A 22,850-nucleotide genomic window follows, 5' to 3' on the forward strand; every position below is an offset into this window, starting at 1 on the left:
CGCGTCTCAGCCGCGACGCGGCCGGGTCACGACCGGGGCGGACATGGACAGGCCCACCAGGTCGGTCCAGACCGCGTTGCCGACGCCGTCGAGTGTCTCCTTCTCGGCGCGTTCCTCGGCGGTGAGGATGTTGAGGCCGACCCGGACGTGGTACGGGAGGTGGTCCAGGGCGAGGCGGCGGCCGACGTAGTCCATGACGGAGCCGGCCTGCTTGATGTCCGGGTCGTCGGTGAGACCGGAGGGTTCGAAGCGGGTGCCGACGTAGTCGGACACGAGGATCTCGAGCGGTACGCCGTGCTGCAGACCCCGCGTGACCGTCGACGAGAAGGCGTCCATCATCCCGGCGAGCGTGGAGCCCTGCTTGGCCATGCGGACCATCACCTCGGCGACGAGGCCCTCGGGGGTGAGCGCGACGGTCAGGTATCCCTTGCCCTCGCCCACGGTGAACGACCGCGTCGTCGAGCGCATCCGCCGTGCGGGACGCGGTACGGCGGACCGCCGGGCGGCCGCCCGCTCCCTGCCGACTGCTGGTGTCGTACCGTCCCCGAATCGCTCGGCCATGAACGCCCTCACTCCTCGTCGATCTCTGCTCATCGTGGACATCCGTGGTCGAATTCCGGTAGAGCGCACCCTTGTACACAATCTGTGGGCGTCAACTTGCCTGGAACCACAAGATGTTGGGGTTGAAGATAGGCTGGACGAGGCGTGGGACCAACTGCGGCACGCCGGGGGGCGGAGGTTGAGCGAATGACCACGGTGCCGGTGATCCTGCTGCTGTCGGGCAGTCTGCGGGGCGGCTCCACCAACGAGGCCGTGTTGCGGACCGCGCAGGCCGTGGCGCCGTCGGTGCCGGTTCGGACTGTGCTGTACGACGGTCTGGCGGGGCTTCCGCACTTCAACCCCGATGACGATGCGGACCCGTTGCCCGCGCCCGTGGCCGGGTTGCGGGCGGCGATCGAGGAGGCTGCCGGGATTCTGGTCTGCACTCCGGAGTACGCGGGGACCCTGCCGGGGTCGTTCAAGAACCTGCTGGACTGGACGGTCGGCGGTACCGAGATCTGCGACAAGCCGGTCGGCTGGGTCAACGCGGCCGCGCCGGGGCGGGGCCGGGGCGCGGAGGCCACGCTGCGGACGGTGCTCGGTTACACCGGGGCCGACATCGTGGAGGGGGCCTGCGTGCAGCTTCCGGTCGGCCGGGGGGTCGTTGACGGGGACGGCCTTGTCGCCGATACGGAGGTGCGTCGCCAACTCGGTGCGGTGCTCGGGCTGTTGGCGGATCGGGCGAGGGAACGCGCGGTCGACGGGTCGGAGCGGGTGTGACCTGCGGTCGCCGGCCGGTCAGGGGCTCGTTATGAGGGCGCTTCGAGGTCGGGTCGCCGTGAGGACCAGGGCCGCAAGCGGTGCGGGAACCGGGCGAAGAAGACGACCTGGCGCAGCATGCGTTCGCCAGGGGCGGCCGGAGTCTGACAGCTGCCTGACGATCGTCTGACCGGCGCCGATGGTGTAGTCCGCTACACCGCGCCGCGGGGCGGGGTCGCTTAGCGTGGCGGCATGGGCAAAACGGTGAGGCAGGCGGCGCGGGCCACGGTGCATCTCGCCCTGGCCGCGGCGCTGGCCTTCTGCCTCTGGATCTTCATCACGGTGCTGATCATCACCGCTGTCGCCACCCTCGTGGTGGTCGGCGCCTGGATGCTGCCCGAGACGGTACTGATCATCCGGCGGATCGCCGGCGCCAAGCGGAGCATGACGGCCGCGTGGACCGGACAGCGCATCCCGGAGGCGTACCAGCCCCTGACGGGGACGCTGCGCGAGCGGATCCGCACGGCCGTGCGCGACCCCGGCACCCTCACCGACCTGCGCTGGATGGTCGCCGACTACTTCTACGGCGCCCTCCTCGCCCTCGCGCTGCCGCTGTGGCCGCTCGGCCTGGTCGTCGACGGCGTGTGGTGCGGGCTGCTGCGCCGTAATCCCCTCGTCCTGCCGCTGATCGTACGGATCGCGGACCTGGAGGCCGACTGGTCGACCGCCCTCCTCAAGCCGTCCCCGAAGGCGCAACTCGCCGCCCGTGTCGAGGAGTTGGCCGCGACTCGTGCCGACGCCATCGCCGCGCACGGTGCCGAACTGCGCCGTATCGAACGCGATCTGCACGACGGCGCCCAGGCCAACCTGGTCGCCCTGTCGATGCGGATCGGGCTCGCCAAGCGTGCCTACGACCGCGATCCGGAGACCGCCCGCAAGCTGCTGGACGAGGCCCAGGCACAGGCCGAGCAGGCGCTGACCGAACTGCGCCACGTCGTACGCGGCATCCACCCGCCGATCCTGACCGACCGCGGTCTCGTCGGCGCGGTGCGGGCGCTGGCCGCGAGCAGCGGGCTGCAGGTGACGGTGGAGGTGGACCGCCTGGAGGACGACGGCCTGCGGGCACCGGCCGCCGTGGAGGCCGCCGCCTACTTCGTGGTCGCGGAGGCGCTGACCAACGCCGCCAAGTACAGCGGCTCGGCGCGGGCGGCCGTCCAACTCGTGCGGATGAAGCGGGGGTTGCGGGTGCGGGTGGCCGACGAGGGGCACGGCGGCGCCGACGAGAAGAGCGGCTCGGGCCTGCTCGGCATGCGGCGGCGGGTCGCCGCGCTGGACGGGACCGTGGAGATGTCCAGCCCTGTCGGGGGCCCGACCGTGATCGACGTCATGCTGCCGTGCGTGTGGTGAACACCCGCGCAGGCATGGGTGGCGGCGCCCGAAACAGACAGACGGGAAGAACGGGCGCCGCCGTCCCGAACCTAGGGCGGCGGCGAAATGATTGTCAACGATTTAGTTGACTTCTTACCCGGAGAGGCTGGACTCAGCCCGCGTTGAGCTCCGTCAGCTCGCCCAGCGGGAGCGTGTGCTGGGTCTGCAGGACCTTGGCGCGCAGGTAGCGGACGTTGTGGGCGGTGGTGAAGACGCCGGTCGGGACACGGTCGTGGACGTCGATGCCCAGCTCGCGGAGCTGGCCGGCCTTGTCGGGATTGTTGGAGAGCAGGTCCAGCTCGTCGATGCCGAGGGCGCGCAGCATCTGGGCGGCGGCCGTGTAGTCGCGGTCGTCCTCGGGCAGCCCCAGGGCGGCGTTCGCCTCGTACGTGTCCAGGCCCTGGTCCTGGAGGGCGTACGCGTCGAGCTTGTTGTAGAGACCGATGCCGCGCCCCTCCTGGCGGAGGTAGAGCAGCACGCCGCCGCGGGTCGCGATGCGCTCGACCGCCTCGCGCAGCTGGGGACCGCAGTCGCAGCGGGCGGAGCCGAAGACGTCGCCGGTCAGGCACTCGGAGTGCAGGCGCACCAGGGGGACCTGGCCGGGGGCGGGGTCGCCGAGGACGACGGCGAGGTGCTCCTGGCCGTCGGTCAGGCCGTGGAAGGTGACCAGTTCGGCGTCGACGCTGTAGCCGTCCTGGAAGCGCAGCGGCACCCGGACGCGGGAGCGCGGGGTGGCGGCGGGGAAGTCGGGCATGCGGGTCTCCGGGGTCCGTCCCTATCTGCTTCAGTTTTGAAGCAGATCCATGGTCCGGGACCCTACCCCATGCTTTAAAGTTGAAGCAACAGAATTGCGGCGCAGCTCACGAGCACGACGGGGAGGAGCGGCGCCGCCAGGGCACGTCGTCGGAGGCGGGCCGCGCCTCCTGCAGTCCCTCGGCGATCCCCGAACAGATCGCCTCCAGCTGTTCCACCTGCTCCTCGCTGAGCTTGTCGAACAGGAAGGTGCGCACCGTCTCGACATGGCCGGGCGCCGTGCGCTCCAGCACCGCCATCCCCTCCTCGGTGAGCGCGGCGATGCTGCCCCGCTTGTCCCACCGGCAGTTCTCCCGCCGCAGCAGCCCGTCCTTCTCCAGCCGCGCCACCGCGTACGTCAGCCGGCTCCGCGTGATCTGCGTCCGCTCGGCCAGATCCGTCATCCGCAGCCGCCGTTCCGGCTCGTCTGAGAGATTGGCCAGGATGGAGTAGTACAGGTGCGGCATGCCGGCGTCCTGCTGGAGCTGCCGGTCGAGCGCGTCCTCCAGGAGATGCGTCGCGGTGACGTACGCGCGCCAGGCGCGCATCTCCTTCGGGCTGAGCCAGCGAGTCGTCATGGCACCAGTGTAGGTTTGTTTCAAACTTGAACCAAGACCCGCCGTCACACCCCGGCACCCCACCCCGCCCGCCTCGCAGGGAGAGCGCGTCGATGCCCCACCCGTACGTCCTGCTGTCCGCCGCCGTCTCCCTCGACGGCTGTCTCGACGACACCGGCCCCGAGCGCCTGCTGCTGTCCAGCCCGGCCGACTTCGACCGCGTCGACGAGGTGCGGGCGTCCGTCGACGCGATCCTCGTCGGCGCCGGCACCATCCGTGCCGACAACCCGCGCCTGCTGGTCAACTCGCCCGAGCGCCGCGCAGCCCGCGTGGCCGCCGGAAAGCCGGAGTACCCCCTCAAGGTCACGGTCAGCGGCTCCGGCGACCTCGACCCGACGGCGAAGTTCTGGCACACGGGCGGCGAGAAGATCGTCTTTACGACGGACAAGGGCGCCGAGCGGGCCCGCGCCCTCGGCGTCGCAGCCGACATCGCCCCGCTCGGCCCCGACCTCGACTGGCGCCGCCTCCTGACGCACCTGCACGACGTGCGCGGAGTGCGGCGGCTGATGGTCGAGGGAGGTGGCACGATTCACACCCAGCTCCTCCAGCACGGCCTCGCCGACGAACTCCAGCTCGTTCTGGCCCCCCTCTTCGTGGGCGACCCGAAGGCCCCCCGCCTCTTCGGCCCCGGCACCTACCAGGGCGGCCGTCTGCGCCTGGTCGAGACCCGGCGGATCGAGGACGTGGTCCTCATGCGCTACGAGCCCACCGCCCCCGGCACCGGCGCCCTCCCCTCGGCCGCCGACCACCACTGGCTCGCCCTCGCCTGCGAACTGGCGGCCGAGTGCCCGCCCTCCCGCACGGCCTTCAGCGTCGGCGCGGTGATCGTCGCCGCCGACGGCACGGAGCTCGCCCGCGGCCACTCGCGCGAGGGCTACGACCCGGTCGTCCACGCCGAGGAGGCGGCCCTGGCCAAGCTGGACCCGGCCGACCCGCGGCTCGCGTCGGCGACGGTCTACAGCAGCCTGGAACCCTGCGCCCACCGCGCCTCCCGCCCCAAGCCGTGCTCCCGGCTGATCCTCGACGCGGGCGTACGGCGCGTGGTCACCGCCTGGCGGGAGCCGGACACGTTCGTCGAGGACGCCGACGGCAGCGGGCTGCTGGCCGCGCAGGGCGTCGAGGTGGTCGTACTCCCGGAGCACGAGAACCGCGCCAAGGCACCGAACAGCCACCTGCTCGCCTGAGCCGCCGCAGGTCATGACCGGGTCGCGGAAACCGTGCATGACCGGCCCGCGAACAACCCGTGTGCTGACAGCCCCGCGGATGGCGTATGCTGGTGACACACCGACGCGGGGTGGAGCAGCTCGGTAGCTCGCTGGGCTCATAACCCAGAGGTCGCAGGTTCAAATCCTGTCCCCGCTACTCAAGGCTCAGGGCCGGAGTCCAGTCACTGGACTCCGGCCCTGAGTGTTTCCCCCGATCGGCCTCCACGGCTCGCGTCCCGCTCCCGCTCCCGGAAATCTGGAGCCGTGGAGCAGGAGGGGCCGATCTCGTACGCGCGCACCTTCGCCCGCATGCTCCCACCGCTGCTGCTCGTCGGCGGGGCGATCTACGACTACCTCACCCCGTCGGAGTTCACCGCCGGCCCGCTCTTCACCGCCGCGCCCCTGGTCGCCGCCCCGCTCTACTCGCGCCGGGGCACCGTCCTCACCGGCATCGCGTCCGTGCTCCTCGTCGTCGCCATCCATCTCGAGCTCGGCATCCTCTTCCACGTCGACTCGATCACCGAGCTGGCGACCGTGGTGACGGTCGCCGTGCTGGCCGTCCTGATCAACCTCCTCGTCCGCCGCGGCCGCGAGCAGCTCGCCTCGCAGCGCGAGATCGCCGAGGCCGCCCAGCGCGCCGTACTGCCCCAACCCGCCGAGCGGATCGGGGGCTTCGCCATCGCCGCGCGCTACGAGGCGGCGCAGGAGGGCGCCTTCATCGGCGGCGACCTGTACGCGGTGCAGGACAGCCCGCACGGCGTACGGCTGGTCGTGGGCGACGTGCGGGGAAAGGGGATGGGGGCGGTGGCCGCCGTTGCCGTCGTCATCGGGGCGTTCCGCGAGGCCGCCGAGCAGGAGGCCACGCTGGAGGCGGTCGCGCAGCGGCTGGACCGGGCGCTGGCGCGCGAGGCGGTGCGGCGTGAGGGGATCGAGCTGTTCGAGGGGTTCACGACCGCCGTGCTCGCCGAACTCCCGCACGGCGACGGCATCCTGCGGATCGTCACCCGCGGCCACCCGCCCCCGCTGCTGCTGTGTCCCGACGGCACCGTGCACACCCTGCACTCCCGTGAGCCCGCCCTGCCGCTCGGCATGGCCGACCTGGGGGTCTGGCCCGACCGCGCCGAGGAGACCGACTTCGCCGGCGGGACCACGCTGCTGCTCTACACCGACGGGCTGTCCGAGGCGCGGGACGAGCACGGGGTCTTCTTCGACCCCGCGGACCGGCTCACCGGCCGGGTGTTCCACGACCCCGGTGCGCTGCTCGCCCGCCTCGCGGACGAAGTGCGCCGGCACACCGGGGGCGGCACGACCGACGACATGGCGCTGCTCGCCGTACGACGGCCGACTCCTGACCGAATGTGACCGCGTGTGATCGGGCGACCTCCCTCCGCATACCAACTGACATACCGTCAACACCTGTGAGGTTTCTGAGGTGTGGCCAACTCGCCCGATTTTCGCCGCTCCTGGCCCGTACGTCCTGGCCAGAAAGGTTAATGATCAAGTGGAACAGCTTGGAATCGGCACCCCGGGTCTATTAACGTTCGATAACGCAGCGCGGTCGTCCCAGCCGTCACAAGAGGCGGCTCCGTGCGCACGCGCCGAATCCCGCAAGGGAACCGGGGAACCACCACCCTGGGGTGAATCGCGCTGATACCGCCGTGGCAGCACGGCAGGTATACGCGCGTAGGAGACCTTCCTGCTCCGAACCCGTCAGCTAACCCGGTAGGCGAGAAGGAAGGAAAGGAGCACGCCCACGTGGCGTCCAACCCGCCTGCCCCGGCAGCCCCGTTCGTGCCGAGTACCGAGCCCTTCGGCTTTGCCGGCCCCCGCACCGACGAGGGCCCGTGGGAGGAGTGGAACCCCACCGAGGACTCCCTCCGCCCGGTACGCGGTCGGCATCGTGTGGCGAAGCAGCGCGGCGGGGGACTCGCCCGCAGCTCCACCGTTCTCGGCGTCGGCGTCATAGCCGCCGTCGGCGCGGGCGGCATGGCCAGCGCCAACACCGGCAAGCCGCCGGTGTCCATCTCCATGCCCGATCTGCCCTCCGTGTTCGGCGACTCCGCCGACGCTCCCAAGGGCTCCGCCACGGCGCTCAGCGATGTCGCCGTGACCTCCGCGGACACCGCACAGGGCGCCCAGGGTGCCGGTGAGGCGCTGCGCGACCGCATCATGGCGCAGGCCGAGTCGCAGCAGGTGCAGATCGACAGCAAGGCCCAGTCGGCCACCGAGGCGGCCCTCGCCAAGCAGGTCGACGACGCGGCCGCCAAGGCGGAGAAGGAGGCCGCGGCCAAGGCCGAGGCAGCCAAGGAGAAGGCGGAGGCGGAGGCCAAGAAGGCGGCCGAGGCCGCGCGCCTGGCCGAGCTGGCCAAGCAGTTCAAGCTGCCGGTCGTGTCGTACACGATCACCGGCACCTTCGGACAGGCCGGCTCCATGTGGTCCTCCGGTTACCACACGGGCCTCGACTTCGCGGCCCCCACGGGCACGCTCATCAAGGCCATCCACAGCGGCACCATCACCGAGGCCGGCTGGGCCGGCTCGTACGGCTACCGCACGATCCTCACCCTCGACGACGGCACCGAGCTGTGGTTCTGCCACCAGTCGTCGATCAGCGTGAGCGTCGGCCAGAAGGTCAGCACGGGTGATGTCATCGGCCGCATCGGCGCCACCGGCAACGTGACCGGCCCGCACCTCCACCTCGAGGTCCACCCGAACGGCCAGTCCACCGGCATCGACCCGATGACGTGGCTGCGCAGCAAGGGCCTCAACCCCTGACGTTTACGGGATCTTTGCGGGCGTGTCGGAATGGACTGTTCCGGCACGCCCGTTGACGTAGTACATGACTTCTCTTCGCAAGCTCGGCTCCTCCGACCTCGAGGTCTTCCCGCTCTCCCTCGGCGGGAACGTCTTCGGCTGGACCGCCGACGAGGCCACCTCCTTCGCCGTGCTCGACGCCTACGCGGCCGCGGGCGGCAACTTCGTGGACACCGCCGACTCCTACTCGGCGTGGGTCGACGGCAACGTGGGCGGCGAGTCCGAGACCATCATCGGCAAGTGGGTCAAGGCGCGCGGCAACCGCGACGACGTCGTGATCGCCACGAAGGTCAGCCAGCACCCCGACTTCCCTGGCCTCACCGCCGCCAACATCAAGGCCGCCGCCGACGCCTCCCTGCGCCGCCTCGACACCGACCACATCGACCTCTACTACACCCACTTCGACAGGCCCGAAGTGCCGGTCGAGGAGATCATCGGCGCGCTGGACGAGCTGGTGAGCGCGGGCAAGGTGCGCTACATCGCCGTGTCCAACATCTCCGCCGAGCGGCTCGCCGAGTCCCTGGAGTTCTCCGACCGCGAGGGCCTGGCCAAGTACGTGGCCATCCAGCCCCACTACAACCTGGTCTCGCGCGAGACGTACGAGGGCGGACGCCAGGACCTGGCCGCGCGGTACGGCCTGGCCGCCGTCCCGTACTTCGCCCTCGCCTCGGGCTTCCTCACCGGCAAGTACCGCCCCGGGACGACGGTCGAGGGCGCCCGCGCGCAGGCCGGCGCCGGCAAGCACCTGGAGACCGAACGCGGCCGCAAGGTCCTGGCCGCCCTCGACGAGGTCGCCGGCTCCCGTGCGGTCCCGGTCGCGACGGTGGCACTGGCCTGGCTCGCGGCCCAGCCGACGGTGGCCGCCCCGATCGCCTCCGCGCGCACGGTGGAGCAGCTGCCGGCGCTGCTGGGGGTGGGGGAGCTGACGCTCACCGAGGCGGAGGTCGCCCGCCTGACGGCGGCGTCGGCCTGACGCCCGCCTTTCGCGTACTGCGCCCGTTCTTTCCGAGTACTACGACCGGTACGGGTTGTACGCGGGATTCGGCATCGCCGGGTACCCGTACACCCCGTACATCGGCCAGGGCGGCGCCACCACGGGCACCGGGGGCGCCGTGGCCCGCGCCGCGTGGTCCAGCGCGGGCCGCGCCAGTTCGCGCCGGCTCCACAGCTCGTGCAGCAACTCCCGTTCCCGTACGACGAAGTCGGCGCCGGCGCGGCCACGGCGCCCCCGGTGCCGCAGGAACGCCAGGGAGGTCGCGTACGCCTCGTACTGCGCGACCTCCCTGGCCGCGTGCTTGCCGAAGTGGTGGGCGGCGTACTGGCGGGCCAGCCGGCGGGCCCGCATCGAACCGAGGGCGTAGGGCTCGGCCGGGGTGAGCCAGCCGGCGACGGCGTAGGCGGGCAGTTCCTCGCGGACGGTGCGCAGTTCGCGCTGCCGGGTCCAGATGACCAGCCAGGTCAGCAGGCCGAACGCGGGGACCATGAAGGCGGCGTAGACCGCGAAGAAGCCGTACTCGCCGAAGGTCGAGGAGCCGTTCCAGATCGCGTGCATGCTCATCGCGAGCAGCAGGCCGGAGAGCGGGACGATCACGCGGCGCAGGTGCTGGCGTTCCGCGGAGAGCGCCGCCAGGCCGAAGCCGATGCCGGTCAGGACGGTGAAGAGCGGGTGCGCGAACGGGGACATGATGACGCGCACGAAGAACGTCGCGGCGGTCACGGAGGCGATGCCGCGGTCGCCGGTGAGCTGGTCGGTCCCGAAGGCGGTACCGAGGTAGAGGATGTTCTCGGTGAACGCGAAGCCGGTGGCCGTGACCCCTGCTATCACCACCCCGTCGACGATCCCCGTGAAGTCCCGTCTGCGGAACAGGAAGACGAGTAAGACGGCGGCGGCCTTCGCGGACTCCTCGACTATGGGCGCTATGACGGTCGCGCCGAGGGTGTCCGCGCTGGACGGGTCGGCGGTCGCCGTCGCTATCCACTTCGTGGCGAAGCTGTTGGCGACGATCGCTATCAGCGCCGCCGCGCAGGCGCCCCAGGCGAAGGCGAACAGCAGGTTTCTCCAGGGCCCGGGGGCGACGCGGTCGAGCCAGCGGAAGGCGGCCATGAGCAGCGGCACGGGCAGGACGGCGAGCCCCAGCCCGACCAGGAACCCCTCGGTGCCGGTCTGTTCGCGGACCAGGGCGAGGATGACGAGCCCGGAGAGCGCGAGCAGGGTGATGAGCGCGCCGTACCGCACCCATCTGCGCTGCCACCAGTGAGCGTGCCTGAGCGCACCGCCGGCCGGGCCGCCGGGGTGCGGCGGATGCGTCGGGTACGAGGGATAGGTGGCCACGGCATTGACCCTAACGAGGGAGGGCGCCACCCGCGACGGTATGTCCGGCCCACCCGCAGGGGCGAGGGGCTGTCAGGCGCCGGTGGGGGGCTGGTGGTGAGGCGGTACGCGGTGCTGTACGCGACGGAAGAGCAGGTCGTTCACGACATGTCCTTTGTCCAGTCCCTGGCCCTCGAAACGGGTCAGCGGCCGGAAGTCGGGACGCGGCGCGAAACCGCCCTCGGGCTGCGTGTTCTCGAACTCCGGATGCGCCGTCAGCACTTCGAGCATCTGTTCGGCGTACGGCTCCCAGTCGGTCGCGCAGTGCACGATCCCGCCGGGTCTGATCCGGGCGGCGGCGAGGTCGAGGAACTCGGGCTGGATGAGCCGCCGCTTGTGGTGCCGCTTCTTCGGCCAGGGGTCGGGAAAGTAGACGCGCAGCCCGTCGAGGGCGTCCGGAGCGAGCATCTCGCGGAGCAGGATGATGGCGTCCCCGTTGCCCACGCGGACGTTGGACAGCCCGTTCTGGTCGGCGAGATTGAGCAGGTTCCCCTGCCCCGGGGTGTGCACGTCGACGGCGAGGATGTTCGTCCCCTGGTCCGCGGCGGCCATCTGGGCGGTGGCCTCGCCCATCCCGAACCCGATCTCGAGCACGACGGGGTCGCTGTTCCCGAACAGCTCGACGAGGTCGATGGTCCGCTGCCCGTCGATGTCCAGCCCCCACTTGGCCCACAGCCGCTGCAGCGCGTCCGCCTGCCCGGCCGTCACCCGGCTTCGCCGCGGCTGGAAACTGCGGATCCGCCGCTCGAAGTGCGACCCGGCGGGATCGGCCTTCGGTCCATCGGGGAAACGGGGCTCCCCCTTGGTCCGGGTGTGCCGGACGGACACACCGGGGACGTGGCTGTGGTGCCCGCCGCCAGAGCTGGGGTCGGCGGGCCGGGGGGCTTCGGGGACGTTGAGAGAGTCAGACACAGTGGGGTCGATTTTACTGGGACGCCGTCATGATCAGCTTCCTGCGGAGCCCAGCACGGCCAACGCCCTGCGCGCCACCTCCCGCCCGATCGGCAGGGAAGCCGTCGCCGCGGGTGAGGGCGCGTTCAGCACATGCACCGCCCGCGCCCCCTCCTTGATGAGGAAGTCGTCCACCAACGTCCCGTCCCGCAGCACCGCCTGCGCCCGCACTCCGGCCGCCGTCGGCACCAGGTCCCCCTCCTCCACCGCCGGCAACAACCGCCGCACCGCTCCCGTGAACGCCGTCCTGGACACCGACCGCCGCAGCTCACCCGTCCCGTACCGCCAGTGCCGCCCCGCCATCCGCCAGGCGCCGGGCCACGCCAGCGTCCGGGCCACCTCCCGCGGCCGTACGATCCCCCACCCGTACCCCTCGCGGGCCAGCGCCGGCACGGCGTTGGGCCCGATGTGCACGCCTCCGTCGATCCCGCGCGTGAGGTGCACCCCCAGGAAGGGGAACGCCGGATCCGGCACCGGATACACCAGCCCCCGCACCAGCTCGGGCCGCGCCAGCTCGAAGTACTCCCCGCGGAAGGGCACGATCCGCATTTCGGGCTCGTCCCCGGTCAGCCGCGCCACCTCGTCGCAGTACAGCCCGGCGCAGTTCACCAGCACACGCGCGCGTACGACCTCACCGCCCGCCGTCCGGACGGCGACCCCTAGCTCCGGCCGCCGGTCGATCCGCTCGACCCGCGCCCCGTACCGGATCTCCGCGCCCGAGGCCTCCGCCAGCTGCCGGGCGACCCCCACGAAGTCGCACACCCCGGTCGTCCCGACGTGTATGGCCGCGAGGCCGCGCACCTCCGGCTCGTACTCCGCGATCTGGGCCGAGCCCAGTTCCTGTACCGGAATCCCGTTCTCCCGGCCGCGCTGCACCAGCGCGTGCAGGCGCGGCAGCTCCTCCCGCTCCGTCGCGACGATCAGCTTGCCGGTGACGGCGTGCGCGATTCCGTACTCCGCGCAGAACTTGACCATCTCGGCGGCGCCCCGCACCGCGTACTGGGCCTTCAGCGACCCCGGCCGGTAGTAGATCCCGCTGTGGATCACCCCGCTGTTGCGCCCCGTCTGATGCCGCGCCGGGCCGCTCTCCTTCTCCAGCACGGTCACCCGCGTACCGGGCGCGGCGCGCGCGATCGCATACGCGGTGGACAGCCCTACGATCCCACCGCCGATCACGAGCACGTCACAGTCGTAAGCGATCTCCGGCCGCACCTGCACCACCTCCCACTACCGATAGTGCACTGCGCCACTGACAGTCACTTCAAACGCGGGAGGGACTCGGGTTTCCCGGACCGGTCCCGGCTCAGGCGGGGGCCATCAGCAGGGGCCTCGCCCGCTCCCGCAGTTCCACGACCCGCGGCTCGTCCCCGTACGGCTCCAGCCGGTGCAGAAGATCCTTCACGTACTCGGTGGTGCGAGCCGAAGAGATGCGCCCCGCGACCTCCACCGCCCGCACGCCCTGCTCGCACGCCGCATCGAGATTGCCGGACTCGAGCTCGGCGACCGCGGACACGACGAGCCGCAGCCCGTGCGACCGTACGAACTCCTCCGTCGGCTTCGACAGGGCCTGCTCCGTGAACCGCCGTACCTGACGCGGCGCCTTCAGATCCCGGTAGCACTCCGCGGCGTCGGCGGCGAACCGGTCGTAGGAGTAGAAGCCGAGCCAGGACGGGTCGTTGTCACCCTCCCGGGACCGCTCGAGCCAGCCCTCCGCGGCCTTCAGGGCGGCACCCGCCGCCTGCGCGTCACCCGCGCGTGCGTGCGCCCGTGCCTCGACCAGCCGGAAGAAGCTCATGGTGCGGGCGGTCGCCAGCCCCCGGTTGCGCTCGAGAGCGGCCTGCGCGAGGTCGACGCCCTCGTCGCCGAAGCCTCGGTACGTCGCCTGCAAGGACATCGACGCCAGTACGTACCCCCCGAGGGGCACGTCGGCTGCCGCACGCGCGAGCCGGAGCGCCTGGATGTAGTACCTCTGCGCGGCCTCCTGCTGCCCCGTGTCGAAGGCCATCCACCCGGCAAGGCGCGTGAGTTCGGCGGAGGCGCCGAACAGGGCCCGGCCCACCTCGTCCGAGTACGCGCCGAGCAGCAGCGGCGCCGCCTCCACCCGCAAGCACTCGGGCACCATCGACGAACGCCAGTCGCCGCCTCCGTACTTGGAGTCCCAGCGCCTGGCGTCCTCGGCGGCCTCCCGCAGCTTCTGCACATCGCTGTGGCCGACTTTGAGCGGTGCGCCGGAACCCTCGGCGGAGTTCACCTCGCGCGCGACCGAACTGTCGGCCGGGGTTATCAGCCACCGTGAGGCAGGCGTTGCGTATGCGCTTACTGCGAACGATCCGGCCAGCGACTGCCAGATGCCACCGGAGCCGGCCCGGCGCCCGGCGAGGTCGAGACGGTAGAGCTCCGTCGCCGACCTCACCGCCTGTCCTACGTCCCTGGGGAAGGCGAGGCCCACTTCGGGTGCGGGATCCGCGTCCGCCAGTCCGATCTCGTGGAGCGGCACCGGGCGGCCGAGCTTCTGGCCGATCGCGGCGGCGATGAGGTGCGGCGCGGCACCCTGCGGCACCATGCCCTTCGACACCCAGCGCGCCACCGAGGTCTTGTCGTAGCGAAGAGTCAACCCGCGTTGAGCGCCAAGATCGTTGACGCGACGCGCGAGTCCTGCGTTGCTGATTCCCGCGAGGGCGAGAACGGCGCCGAGCTTTTCGTTCGGCCCGCGTTGCTCCCTGGACATGCGCCACCCCTCGACACAGACGGCTGCCGCGCTGGCATAACCACGCGGCATTCGTAAACCCAGCGTAGTTCGCCGCATCCCAAGCGTTAAGGGGCATAGTTCCGGATGGCGGGATTGTGGTCCGTACTGAAGTACGGGCCCGATACGCGCAGTTGCGTCGTGCTCCCGCTGTGTGGCCGTGCGCCCGTCCGTGCGCTCTTCTCCGGCCATCGGGGGAGCGCTTCCATGGTTGATGCGTGGGTCGGCCCGCTGTACTGGATCCAGTGGGCTGGGGGACACCGCCGCCTCCATCCCCGCGGGCGGCGGACCGGTCCGGGAGGTGGACTCCATCTCCCGGGCTGCGCGCGCGGGTCAGCGGTGCGCAGAGCCTGTACGGAGCGTGTCCACACCTGTCCCCGTTTCGCTTATTTGGCCGAAAATCGCCCCCGTACTTCGCGAGCAAATACCGCTCCCACCATGGGACTTGAGGGCGCGAAGGGCGTTTTCGGGGAGCGTTTCGGGGGCGCATTCACGTCGCAGACGCCTTGTCGGGTGCGGGTGTTGCCATCCCCCGCAGGGTGGGCGCCCGGGCGCGTTCCAGGGATCGCAAGCGGCTCCACCGCCCCTCCGCGACGCGTTCTTCATGGCAGCATGGTGAACCAGTTCGTACGGTGCACTGGTTGTCCACAGCCTGTGGAGGCGTCGATGCGGTGGTTGGTGGGGTGGAGCAGCACCTCCGCGGTGGCCGCCGAGATCGGCTCCGCGGGGGCCACGGGAAGCGACGGCGAGACCGTCCACCCGGTGGGTTCCCAACTCCTCTGGGGCGACCCCGATCCGCTGTGGGCGGTCGGGGACTGGCGCCCCGACGAGGTGCGGGTGGTCAAGGCCGACGCCCAGACCCGGATTGCGGTCCTGGGCACGTGCGGGGCCTCCGACGAGCAGTTGAGGGTCGGTCTGTTCGCCGCGCGCGGGGGTGCGTTGCGCCATCTGACGGCGTGGTCGGGCAGCTACACGGCGGTCGTCCAGGTGGGCCGCCGCATCACCGTCTGCGGTGATCTGGCGGGCGCACGCCCGGTGTTCTACACCCCCTGGGCGGGCGGCACGGCCTACGCGACGGCGGCCCTCCCGCTCGCCGACCTCATCGAGGCCAACCTCGACTTCGGTCACCTTGCGGCCCTCCTGGCGGCCCCCGACGTACCGGCCGCGCTGCACGACTCGACGCCCTACGACGGCGTACGGCGCATTCCGCCGGGACATGCGCTGATCCTGCGCGCCGGAGCACGTGAGATCGCCGGGTACGAGCCGGTCGCCTCCCTCGCGGTGGCGGCGCCCTCGGCCGACCCGGACAGTGCGGTCGACGCGGTGCGCGACGCGCTGGTGGAGGCGGTACGCGCGCGTCTGTCGGCGCCGCGGCACGTCCCCGGTGCCGACATAGACCCCGGTCCGGTGCCCGGCATGGGTCCGGCCGAGCGCCGCGCCGCGCGCGGGATGCCGGTCGCGGGCATCGGCGCGGACCTCTCGGGCGGCCCGGCCTCAGGCACGCTGGCCCTCCTCGCCGCAGGCCTCCCCGGCATGCCGGGCACGGTCCTGGGCCATGGCACGGGCGCGGGCGAACGCCTGCTGGCGGTCACCTTCAACGACCTGGCGGTGGGCGGCCGGGAGGCGGAACTGGAACGCGCGGGCACCCTGGCGGCCAACCCCCGCCTGCACCATGTGGTGGTGACCGGCGGCGAAGAAGCCCTCCCCTATGCGGAGTTGGACGGTCCGCTGACGGACGAGCCGGGCCAGTGCCTGGTGACGGCGGCGAGACACCGGGCCCGGCTGGCGTCCGGCAGCGCGGACCACTTCACCGGGTACGGCGCCCGCCAGGTCCTGGACGCCCACCCGGCCCGCCTCGCCGACCTCCTGATGGACCGCAAACGACGCCACCTGGTCCGCCCCGTGGCGGCGCTCGCGAAGGCGGACGGCTCGGTGCTCGTCCCCGCGCGCGTGTACGGCGCGGCCCGCAAGCTCGCCCGCACGCCGTACCGCACGGGCCTGGAAGTCCTCGCAGACCGCCTGCTGCAGCGCCGCTTCGACGAGCCCGGGGGAGCGGTCGGGGCGTCCCTCGCCGCCCTCACCTGGGCCAGACCGGGCCCGGCGGCACGCTGGCTCACGGGCGAGGCGCTAGCTGAAGTATCGGTTCGCCTGCAGGCGTCCACGAACCGCTCGGGGGTCGGCCCGGGCCAACGTCCGGGCGACCACCGCGCGCGTGCGGCGCTGGCCCGCCACGCGGCAGATCTCCGCGTCCTGGAGCAAGCAGCCGAGATCCGCTCCCAACGCCTGCACGCCCCGTTCCTCGACAACCAGGTGGTCCGCGCCTGCCGAGCCCTCCCCGAGGCGCTGCGCGTCCAGCCGGGCGCCCGCGCCGCCATCCTCCGTACGGTCCTGGAGGGCGCCGGCGTCCGCGACCTCCCGCCCGGCTGGGGCGCCCCGTCCCACGCCTCCGCGGCGGTGGCGGCCCGTACCGGTCTCCGGGTGGCCGCGGACTCCCTGATGGCTCTGTTCGGAACCCCGCTCCTCGCGGAGGCGGGCCTGGTCGAGGCAAGGGTCGTCCGCAAGGCCCTGCGAGCAGCGGCGGAAGGTGAGCCCCTCCCCCTCGACGGCCTGGCAGACCTGGTCTCCCTGGAACTGTGGCTACGCCGCCTCCTGGCCCGCCGAGGAACCTGCTGGACAGGCACCCCGGCCCGTCAGCGAGCGGTACCGGCAGGGATCACGCCGCAGCGGGGTGCGCTGGCTTCGGGGGGTGGGGCGGGGGTTGCGTGAGCGGGGGGTAGGGCGTGCGGCCTTTGGTCGCAGGCCGAGGGGGCGTGAGCTTTCGGTACGGGTCGGGGCATGCGGTTCGCCCGGTGTTCGAGGCTGGTGCCGGCGTCCCTGATCCCTGCGCTCCGGCGGGCCCGCAAGGGGTGCACGGGACGAAGTCCCCGCCGGGGCTCAGGGGCATCGCCCCTGGTGGGGTCGAAGGGCGGAGCCCCTGGGGACGGGACGGGTGGGGGCGGCGCGGACGAAAACCCCCCGGCATACCGCAGCGCCACCCGCCCACCCCGCAAAACACCGTGCCCCACCCCACACCGCCAGCGACAATGACCCGGTGCGGTACAGAATCCTGGGCGTCACCCAGGCAGAGGACGACCACGGCACCGCCGTACCCATCCCCGGCCCCCGCCTCCGCACACTGCTCACCGCCCTCGCCCTGCGCCCGGGCCGTCCCACCCCCCTCGACACCCTGATCGACGAGGTCTGGTCGGACTCCCCACCCCACGACGCCCCAGCCGCCCTCCAGGCCCTGATCGCCCGCCTCCGCCGCACGCTCGGCAAGGATGCGATCACCTCCACCCCCGGCGGCTACCGCCTGGAGGCAACCGAGGACGACGTAGACCTGTTCGTCTTCGAATGCCTGATACGCCGGGGCACGGCGGCCCTGGCCCGGGACGACGCGCAAACCGCCGCCCACACCCTGGACGACGCCCTGACCCTGTGGCGCGGCCCCGCCCTCGCCGACCTCCCCGACCGTACGGCCGCCACCCGCCCCGACGCCCTGCACCTGGAGGCAACCCGCGCCCGCATCGACGCGGACCTACGCCTTGGCAACGCACACACCGCCGTACCGCACCTGAAGGAACTCACCGCGGCGCACCCGTACGACGAGCCGCTGCACGCCCTCCTCATCCGCGCCCTGATCGAAACGGGCCGCGACGCCGACGCCCTCGCCGCATACGAGACGGCCCGCCGCACCCTCGCCGACCACCTCGGCACCGACCCGGGCCCCCAACTACGCGCCCTGCACGCCGAACTGCTCACCCCGGCCCCCACCCCTCCACAGCAAGAGCAGCAGCCCACAGCGCCCCGATCACCGACCGGCCCCAAACAATTCGAACGCACCGGCAACCTCCGTCCCCGCCTTACCTCTTTCGTGGGCCGGGAACCAGAACTCGACGCCATCCGTTCCGAATTGCACAGGGCCAGACTCGTCACCCTCACCGGCCCGGGCGGCTCCGGAAAGACCCGCCTCGCCGAGGAAGCCGCCGCCGGGCTTCCCCAGGCGTGGCTGGTCGAGCTGGCGCCGCTCGACCACCCGGAGGCGGTGCCCGGAGCGGTGGTCAGCGCGCTCGGTCTGCGCGAGACCGTGCTGATGACCACCGAGCTGACGGCCCCGCAGGACGACCCGCTCGCCCTGCTCGTCGAGTACTGCGCCCCGCGCAGCCAACTCCTGATCCTTGACAACTGCGAACATGTCATTGACGCAGCCGCCGCCCTCGCCGAGACGCTGCTCACCCGCTGCCCGGGGCTCACGATCCTCGCCACCAGCCGTGAACCCCTCGGCGTCCCCGGCGAGTCGGTGCGCCCGGTCGAGCCCCTCGTCCCCGACCAGGCGCAGCGCCTCTTCGAGGAGCGCGCGTCCGCCGTCCGCCCGGACGCGGACACCGTGCTGCGCGACCGGGAGGCGGTGGAGGAGATCTGCCGCCGCCTGGACGGCCTGCCGCTCGCCATCGAGCTCGCCGCGGCCCGGCTACGGCTGCTCACACCCCGCCAGATCGCCGACCGCCTCGACGACCGCTTCCGCCTCCTCACCTCCGGAAGCCGTACGGCCCTGCCCCGCCAGCAGACCCTCCGTGCGGTCGTCGACTGGTCCTGGGACCTGCTCGACGAAAGGGAGCGCACGGTGCTGCGCGAGGCGTCCGTCTTCGCCGGCGGCTGGGACCTCGCGGCGGCGGAGGCCGTGTGCACCGGCCCGGCTGCCGACCTCGTCGGGGCGCTCGTCGACAAGTCCCTGATCGTGGCCACCCCGTCCGAGCGGGACGGCTCCGCCGAGGACGGCGGCATGCGGTACCGGATGCTGGAGACCATCCACGAGTACGCGGTGGAGCGCGCCGCCGAGGTCCCCGGCCTGCGCGCGGCGGCCGAGCGCAGACACCGCGACTGGGTGCGCGCGCTCGTGGAGCAGGCCGAGCCCCTGCTGCGCTCCGCCGGCCAACTCCCGTGGATCTCCCGCCTGGAGAGGGAGCTGGACAACATCCGCGCGGCCCTCCACCGGGCCGTCACCTCGGGCGCCGAGGCAGAGGCCGCCGCCGTCGTCCTGGCCATGGGCTGGTTCTGGTGGCTGCGCAACTACCGCCAGGAGGGCGCGGCCTGGGTGGTCCAGGCCCTGCGCGTGGGCGCACTCCTGGACAGCACCCCCACGCTCGCGCCGACCTCCACCGGTCGTGCGGAGCCCACCGACCCCATCGGCCCTGGCCGTACCGAAGTACTCATCACCCCGGACGCCCTCGACTCCGTGGACCCGGTCGACACCTACCTCGCCGCTCCGTACGCCGAGATCCACCACCCCCTCCACACCGCCCGGATGAACCTCCGGATGCTGCACCTCTTCCTGACGTCCGAGTCGGAGCCGATGGACGGCCTCCTGGACGAGCGACTGCGCCGGTACGCCGGTCTGCTGCAGGAGTTCTACGAGCGGGGCGGCCCGGAGGCGGCCCGTATGCCGGGACTGGGCTGGCCGCTGACGACCTACATCCTGGACAGTTCGCTGGACATCCGCGCCGCCATGGACATCGCCGTCGCCCACTGCCGTGCCCACGGCGACGACTGGGCGATCGGCGTGGCCCTGATGTTCCGTACGCACATGGCCGTCGACTCACCGGGCGGCATGCAGGGCGTCGACGAGGACCTCGCGGAGCTAAGGGTGATCAGCCGGCGCGTGGGCGACCGCTGGATGCGCGCCCAGGTGTGCAGCGCGGCCGGCGAGGCGGCCATGGCCCGCAGCCGCCTGGGCGAGGCGAAGGCCGAGTACGAGGAGGCGCTGCGGCTCGCGTACGAGGTGGGCGCGTACGCCGAGACGCCGTTCCTCCTGGCCCGGCTCGCCGAGATCGCCTACCGCGGGGGCGACCGCGGGACCGCGGTGGGCATGCTGGACGAGGCGAGCACCGCCGCGGATCAGTACGCCGTCACGGACTCGAAGGCGTTCGTCCTGCTCACGCGCTCCCAGCTCGCGCTGGACGAGAAGGACACCGCCCGCGCGCGTGAGCTGTGCGAGGCGGCCCGCGCGGAGACCGGCCGCGGCACCCCGCCACCACAGTTCATGGTGATGCTCAACGCGGTCGACGCCCTGGTGACGGTCGCCGAGTCGGGCCCGGAGCGTGGACTGCCGATGCTGGCCGACACCCTCCGCGAGGCGGTGGAGCGGCGCTGCGCCGACATGATCAAGGCGACGCTCCTGGACACCACGGCAGGACTGCTGGCCGGTTTCGGCGACCACACGCGCGTGGTCCGCCTGCTCGCGGCGGCGGACCGCTGGCGCGACGGCCTGCCACGCCTCATGCCGGAGGGCGCGGACGCCGAACGGGCCGAGACGGCGGCCCGCGCCGCGCTGGGCGAGGAGCGGTACGAGGCGGAGTACGCCAGGGGCAGCGCCCTCACCGACGACGAGCTGTTCGGCGAACTCGGCGAGGCCCTGCGCAACCACACCGCCGAGCGGACCCCGTAACCCGCCGGTACCCTGCCGTGCCTTGCCCCGGGCCGCCGCCTCCCGGCCGCTACGAGCAGGTGAACTTCGACTCGGCCCAGTCCGCGACCGCCACCGAGTCGAAGGCGGTGTGCGGCTGAACCACCAGCCGTACGGTCCTGCGCCCGGCGAGACCCACATGCACCGGGACGGCCGGGTCGCCGCCCCGGATCGTCCCGGACTTCCACAGCCGGACGCCGTCGGCGTACAGGGAGAAGGAGACCCGGCCGAGCCCCAGGGTCATGTCGTCGACGCCGACCATGGCGTCGTAGGCGGAGCATGTGCGGTTGAGGTCGATGGTCACGGAGGACTCGCCGTGCACGGTCACGCCGTGCGCGTACTGCTTGTCGGCGATCGACATGCCGTACCGCTGCCAGACCCAGCTGCTCTCACCGATGCGCATCTCGGGCTTGGTGCCGTCGCCGCTGACGTCGTAGGACAGCTCGCTCCACTGGTAGACGACCGGGGCGGGCGGGGGAGTGGGAGTCGGCGTGGGCTTCGGGGTCGGCTTCGGAGTGGGGGTGGGGGTCGGAGTCGGCGTCGGGGTGGGCTTCGGCCGGGGAGTCGGGGGCGAGGTCGGTGTCGGCGAGGGGGCCGCCGCGGGCACGATCACCGGCGGCTTCGGCTCGGGCTGCTTCTTCGGCGGCGTCGGCGTCGGCTTCGGAGACCCCGGCCGGACGATCGGCGAGGAGGCGGGCGGCTTGGCGTCCGGCTTCCTGGCCGGGCTGTGGCTCCCGGACAGCGCGAGGGCCACCGCCACGCCCGTCGCGGCGACGACACCGGCGGCGATACCGACCTTCGCGGGCGCCCCCAGCCCCTCGGAGGCCGCGGCACCACCGGCACCCGCCCCGCCGGACGAACTGCCGCTCGCCGCCGCGGCCGCGCCCGCCGCGCCCGCCGCTCCGGTACCGCCGGCGATGAGCGCGGCCACCTTGGCGTACCCGGCGGCACCGAACCAGCCGATGACCGCGACCGGCACGACACCGGGGATGCCGCTGGCGACTTCCTTGATCTGGCCCGCGGCCAGCCGGCACTTGGCGCACTCCTCCAGGTGCTTGCGCAGCCCCCGCTCGGCACGCGTGCGCAGACCGCCGCGGGCGAAGGCGCCGAGCCGGTCGGCGTAGCGTGCGCACTCCTCGTCGTCGGCGAGCGCGGCGCTGACGTGGGCCTGCAGATAGGCCTGCTTGAGGCCCTCGCGGGCGCGGCTGGCGAGCACGCGCGTGCCGTTGGCGTCCAGCCCGAAGAGCGTGGCGACCTCACTCGGCGACTCGTCCTCGACCTCGGTGTGCCACAGCACGGCCTGCCAGCGCTCCGGCAGCGACCGGAAGGCCTGCATGGCCATGGACTGCTCGGCCTCGTGCATCGCGCGCACATCCGCGCCCAGGTCGAGCGTGTCGTCGGACACCTCGGACGAGCGTGCGGCCTGGGCGGCGAACACCGCGAAGTCGTCGACCAGTTGCTCCCGCTTCGCGGACTTCGTCCAGCTCGCGGCGACCCGTCGGACGGTGGTGAGCAGATACGCGCGTACGGCGTGCGCGGGGCCGGAGCCGCCGCGCACCGTCTGGAGCATGCGGGCGAACACCTCGGCGGTGAGGTCGTCCGCGGTGTGGGCGTCACGGCAGCAGGTGCGGGCGTACCGGCGCACCGCGGCCGCGTGGCGGCGGTACAGCTCCTCGTACGCGGTGTCGTCGCCCGAGCGCATCCGCGTGATCAGGTCGGCGTCGGAGGGCGGCAGTTCCCGGGGCGGCGGCAGGACGCCGCTGTCCTCCCGCCGGTCGCGCTGTGCCGGGACGCTGCCCTGGACGGGCTCGCCGCCCTGCGCCGGGATCTCGGCCTCCGCGGGGCGGCCCCGCTGCGGGATGCCCGCGCGCCCGCCCTGACTCGGCACCTGCGGCGGACCGCCGGCCTCCGCGTCACCTTCACCCAGTGACTCGTCCCGCCCGTCAAAGCTCATCGCGGAAGCCCCCGCCGCCTGCCCAACCAGTCCCGAACACCGGGTCAGAGTGCCATATCGGCTTTGTCCAGGCCCCCCGCCCTGCGGCCATCCACTCATCCGTGGGGACTTGTCATGCCGAAGTACTAGCCGTCACCCATTCGGGGAAGGCTCAAATGACGCTCACCAGGCGGA

16 protein-coding genes, 1 tRNA gene and 1 riboswitch are annotated in these 22,850 nt (G+C 72.4%); of the genes, 9 read left to right on the plus strand and 8 right to left on the minus strand.

Annotated elements, in window-relative coordinates; all coding sequences use genetic code 11:
• Positions 1-6: 6 nt before the first annotated feature.
• Positions 7-561: a ribonucleoside-diphosphate reductase gene (locus ABZ880_RS40095; protein ID WP_361273886.1), complete on the minus strand. Its 555-nt coding sequence runs from the start codon at positions 559-561 to the stop codon at positions 7-9.
• A 186-nt stretch (positions 562-747) separates the two neighbouring features.
• Here ABZ880_RS40095 and ABZ880_RS40100 point away from each other — a divergent pair, with 186 nt between their 5' ends.
• A complete protein-coding gene (locus ABZ880_RS40100; protein ID WP_361273888.1) occupies positions 748-1,320 on the plus strand; it encodes an NADPH-dependent FMN reductase in 573 nt (190 codons plus the stop codon).
• Positions 1,321-1,551: 231 nt separating this feature from the next.
• The gene (locus tag ABZ880_RS40105; protein WP_361273891.1) at positions 1,552-2,706 is read left to right on the plus strand and encodes a histidine kinase; all 1,155 of its coding nucleotides are present in this window, start codon (positions 1,552-1,554) and stop codon (positions 2,704-2,706) included.
• 133 nt (positions 2,707-2,839) lie between these two features.
• Here ABZ880_RS40105 and ribA read toward each other — a convergent pair whose 3' ends face one another.
• Both ribA and ABZ880_RS40115 read right to left on the minus strand, forming a co-directional pair.
• Entirely contained in the window at positions 2,840-3,481 is a 642-nt protein-coding gene (gene ribA / locus ABZ880_RS40110) for a GTP cyclohydrolase II (RefSeq protein ID WP_361273893.1), read from the minus strand.
• 106 nt (positions 3,482-3,587) lie between these two features.
• Positions 3,588-4,097: a MarR family transcriptional regulator gene (locus ABZ880_RS40115; RefSeq protein ID WP_361273896.1), complete on the minus strand. Its 510-nt coding sequence runs from the start codon at positions 4,095-4,097 to the stop codon at positions 3,588-3,590.
• A gap of 92 nt (positions 4,098-4,189) precedes the next feature.
• Here ABZ880_RS40115 and ABZ880_RS40120 point away from each other — a divergent pair, with 92 nt between their 5' ends.
• The 5 genes from ABZ880_RS40120 to ABZ880_RS40140 all read left to right on the plus strand — a co-directional run bounded on the left by ABZ880_RS40120 (position 4,190) and on the right by ABZ880_RS40140 (position 9,125).
• A complete protein-coding gene (locus tag ABZ880_RS40120; protein WP_361273899.1) occupies positions 4,190-5,320 on the plus strand; it encodes a dihydrofolate reductase family protein in 1,131 nt (376 codons plus the stop codon).
• Positions 5,321-5,424: 104 nt separating this feature from the next.
• Positions 5,425-5,498, plus strand: a tRNA-Met gene (locus ABZ880_RS40125).
• A 107-nt stretch (positions 5,499-5,605) separates the two neighbouring features.
• Entirely contained in the window at positions 5,606-6,703 is a 1,098-nt protein-coding gene (locus ABZ880_RS40130; RefSeq protein WP_361273902.1) for a PP2C family protein-serine/threonine phosphatase, read from the plus strand.
• Between the two features lie 224 nt (positions 6,704-6,927).
• Positions 6,928-7,085: riboswitch (cyclic di-AMP (ydaO/yuaA leader) on the plus strand.
• Positions 7,086-7,096: 11 nt separating this feature from the next.
• Entirely contained in the window at positions 7,097-8,113 is a 1,017-nt protein-coding gene (locus tag ABZ880_RS40135) for a M23 family metallopeptidase (RefSeq protein WP_361273905.1), read from the plus strand.
• Positions 8,114-8,177: 64 nt separating this feature from the next.
• Positions 8,178-9,125 (plus strand): aldo/keto reductase, encoded by a 948-nt coding sequence (locus ABZ880_RS40140; RefSeq protein ID WP_361273907.1) that lies wholly within the window; start codon positions 8,178-8,180, stop codon positions 9,123-9,125.
• Between the two features lie 39 nt (positions 9,126-9,164).
• Here the strand turns inward: ABZ880_RS40140 and ABZ880_RS40145 are convergent, their stop codons facing one another.
• The 4 genes from ABZ880_RS40145 to ABZ880_RS40160 form a co-directional block, all read right to left on the minus strand.
• Positions 9,165-10,484 carry a PrsW family intramembrane metalloprotease gene (locus ABZ880_RS40145; RefSeq protein WP_361273910.1) on the minus strand — a complete coding sequence of 440 codons (1,320 nt, stop codon included), beginning with the start codon at positions 10,482-10,484 and terminating at the stop codon, positions 9,165-9,167.
• A gap of 72 nt (positions 10,485-10,556) precedes the next feature.
• Positions 10,557-11,435, minus strand: coding sequence for a tRNA (guanosine(46)-N7)-methyltransferase TrmB (gene trmB, locus ABZ880_RS40150; RefSeq protein WP_361273913.1), 879 nt, complete (start codon positions 11,433-11,435; stop codon positions 10,557-10,559).
• Positions 11,436-11,468: 33 nt separating this feature from the next.
• The gene (gene lhgO, locus ABZ880_RS40155) at positions 11,469-12,686 is read right to left on the minus strand and encodes an L-2-hydroxyglutarate oxidase (RefSeq protein ID WP_361273916.1); all 1,218 of its coding nucleotides are present in this window, start codon (positions 12,684-12,686) and stop codon (positions 11,469-11,471) included.
• A gap of 91 nt (positions 12,687-12,777) precedes the next feature.
• Positions 12,778-14,202 (minus strand): MFS transporter, encoded by a 1,425-nt coding sequence (locus tag ABZ880_RS40160; protein WP_361273919.1) that lies wholly within the window; start codon positions 14,200-14,202, stop codon positions 12,778-12,780.
• A 684-nt stretch (positions 14,203-14,886) separates the two neighbouring features.
• On the opposite strand from ABZ880_RS40160, the gene ABZ880_RS40165 reads away from it, so the two are divergent.
• Complete coding sequence (locus tag ABZ880_RS40165; protein WP_361273921.1) at positions 14,887-16,986, plus strand: asparagine synthase-related protein; 2,100 nt, start codon at positions 14,887-14,889, stop codon at positions 16,984-16,986.
• A 325-nt stretch (positions 16,987-17,311) separates the two neighbouring features.
• Positions 17,312-20,704 (plus strand): BTAD domain-containing putative transcriptional regulator, encoded by a 3,393-nt coding sequence (locus tag ABZ880_RS40170; RefSeq protein ID WP_361273924.1) that lies wholly within the window; start codon positions 17,312-17,314, stop codon positions 20,702-20,704.
• Positions 20,705-20,753: 49 nt separating this feature from the next.
• Here ABZ880_RS40170 and ABZ880_RS40175 read toward each other — a convergent pair whose 3' ends face one another.
• Positions 20,754-22,676, minus strand: coding sequence for a sigma-70 family RNA polymerase sigma factor (locus tag ABZ880_RS40175; protein WP_361273927.1), 1,923 nt, complete (start codon positions 22,674-22,676; stop codon positions 20,754-20,756).
• Positions 22,677-22,850 lie beyond the last annotated feature (174 nt).

Origin of the sequence: Streptomyces sp. NPDC047043, from assembly GCF_040644055.1 — a bacterium.
GTDB lineage: Bacteria > Actinomycetota > Actinomycetes > Streptomycetales > Streptomycetaceae > Streptomyces.

Excerpts from the sequence above, each read along its gene's own strand:
- ABZ880_RS40095 (WP_361273886.1), bottom strand. The coding sequence starts at position 561 with ATGGCCGAGCGATTCGGGGACGGTACGACACCAGCAGTCGGCAGGGAG.
- ABZ880_RS40100 (WP_361273888.1), top strand. The coding sequence starts at position 748 with ATGACCACGGTGCCGGTGATCCTGCTGCTGTCGGGCAGTCTGCGGGGC.
- ABZ880_RS40105 (WP_361273891.1), top strand. The coding sequence starts at position 1,552 with ATGGGCAAAACGGTGAGGCAGGCGGCGCGGGCCACGGTGCATCTCGCC.
- ribA (WP_361273893.1), bottom strand. The coding sequence starts at position 3,481 with ATGCCCGACTTCCCCGCCGCCACCCCGCGCTCCCGCGTCCGGGTGCCG.
- ABZ880_RS40115 (WP_361273896.1), bottom strand. The coding sequence starts at position 4,097 with ATGACGACTCGCTGGCTCAGCCCGAAGGAGATGCGCGCCTGGCGCGCG.
- ABZ880_RS40120 (WP_361273899.1), top strand. The coding sequence starts at position 4,190 with ATGCCCCACCCGTACGTCCTGCTGTCCGCCGCCGTCTCCCTCGACGGC.
- ABZ880_RS40140 (WP_361273907.1), top strand. The coding sequence starts at position 8,178 with ATGACTTCTCTTCGCAAGCTCGGCTCCTCCGACCTCGAGGTCTTCCCG.
- ABZ880_RS40160 (WP_361273919.1), bottom strand. The coding sequence starts at position 14,202 with ATGTCCAGGGAGCAACGCGGGCCGAACGAAAAGCTCGGCGCCGTTCTC.
- ABZ880_RS40165 (WP_361273921.1), top strand. The coding sequence starts at position 14,887 with ATGCGGTGGTTGGTGGGGTGGAGCAGCACCTCCGCGGTGGCCGCCGAG.
- ABZ880_RS40175 (WP_361273927.1), bottom strand. The coding sequence starts at position 22,676 with ATGAGCTTTGACGGGCGGGACGAGTCACTGGGTGAAGGTGACGCGGAG.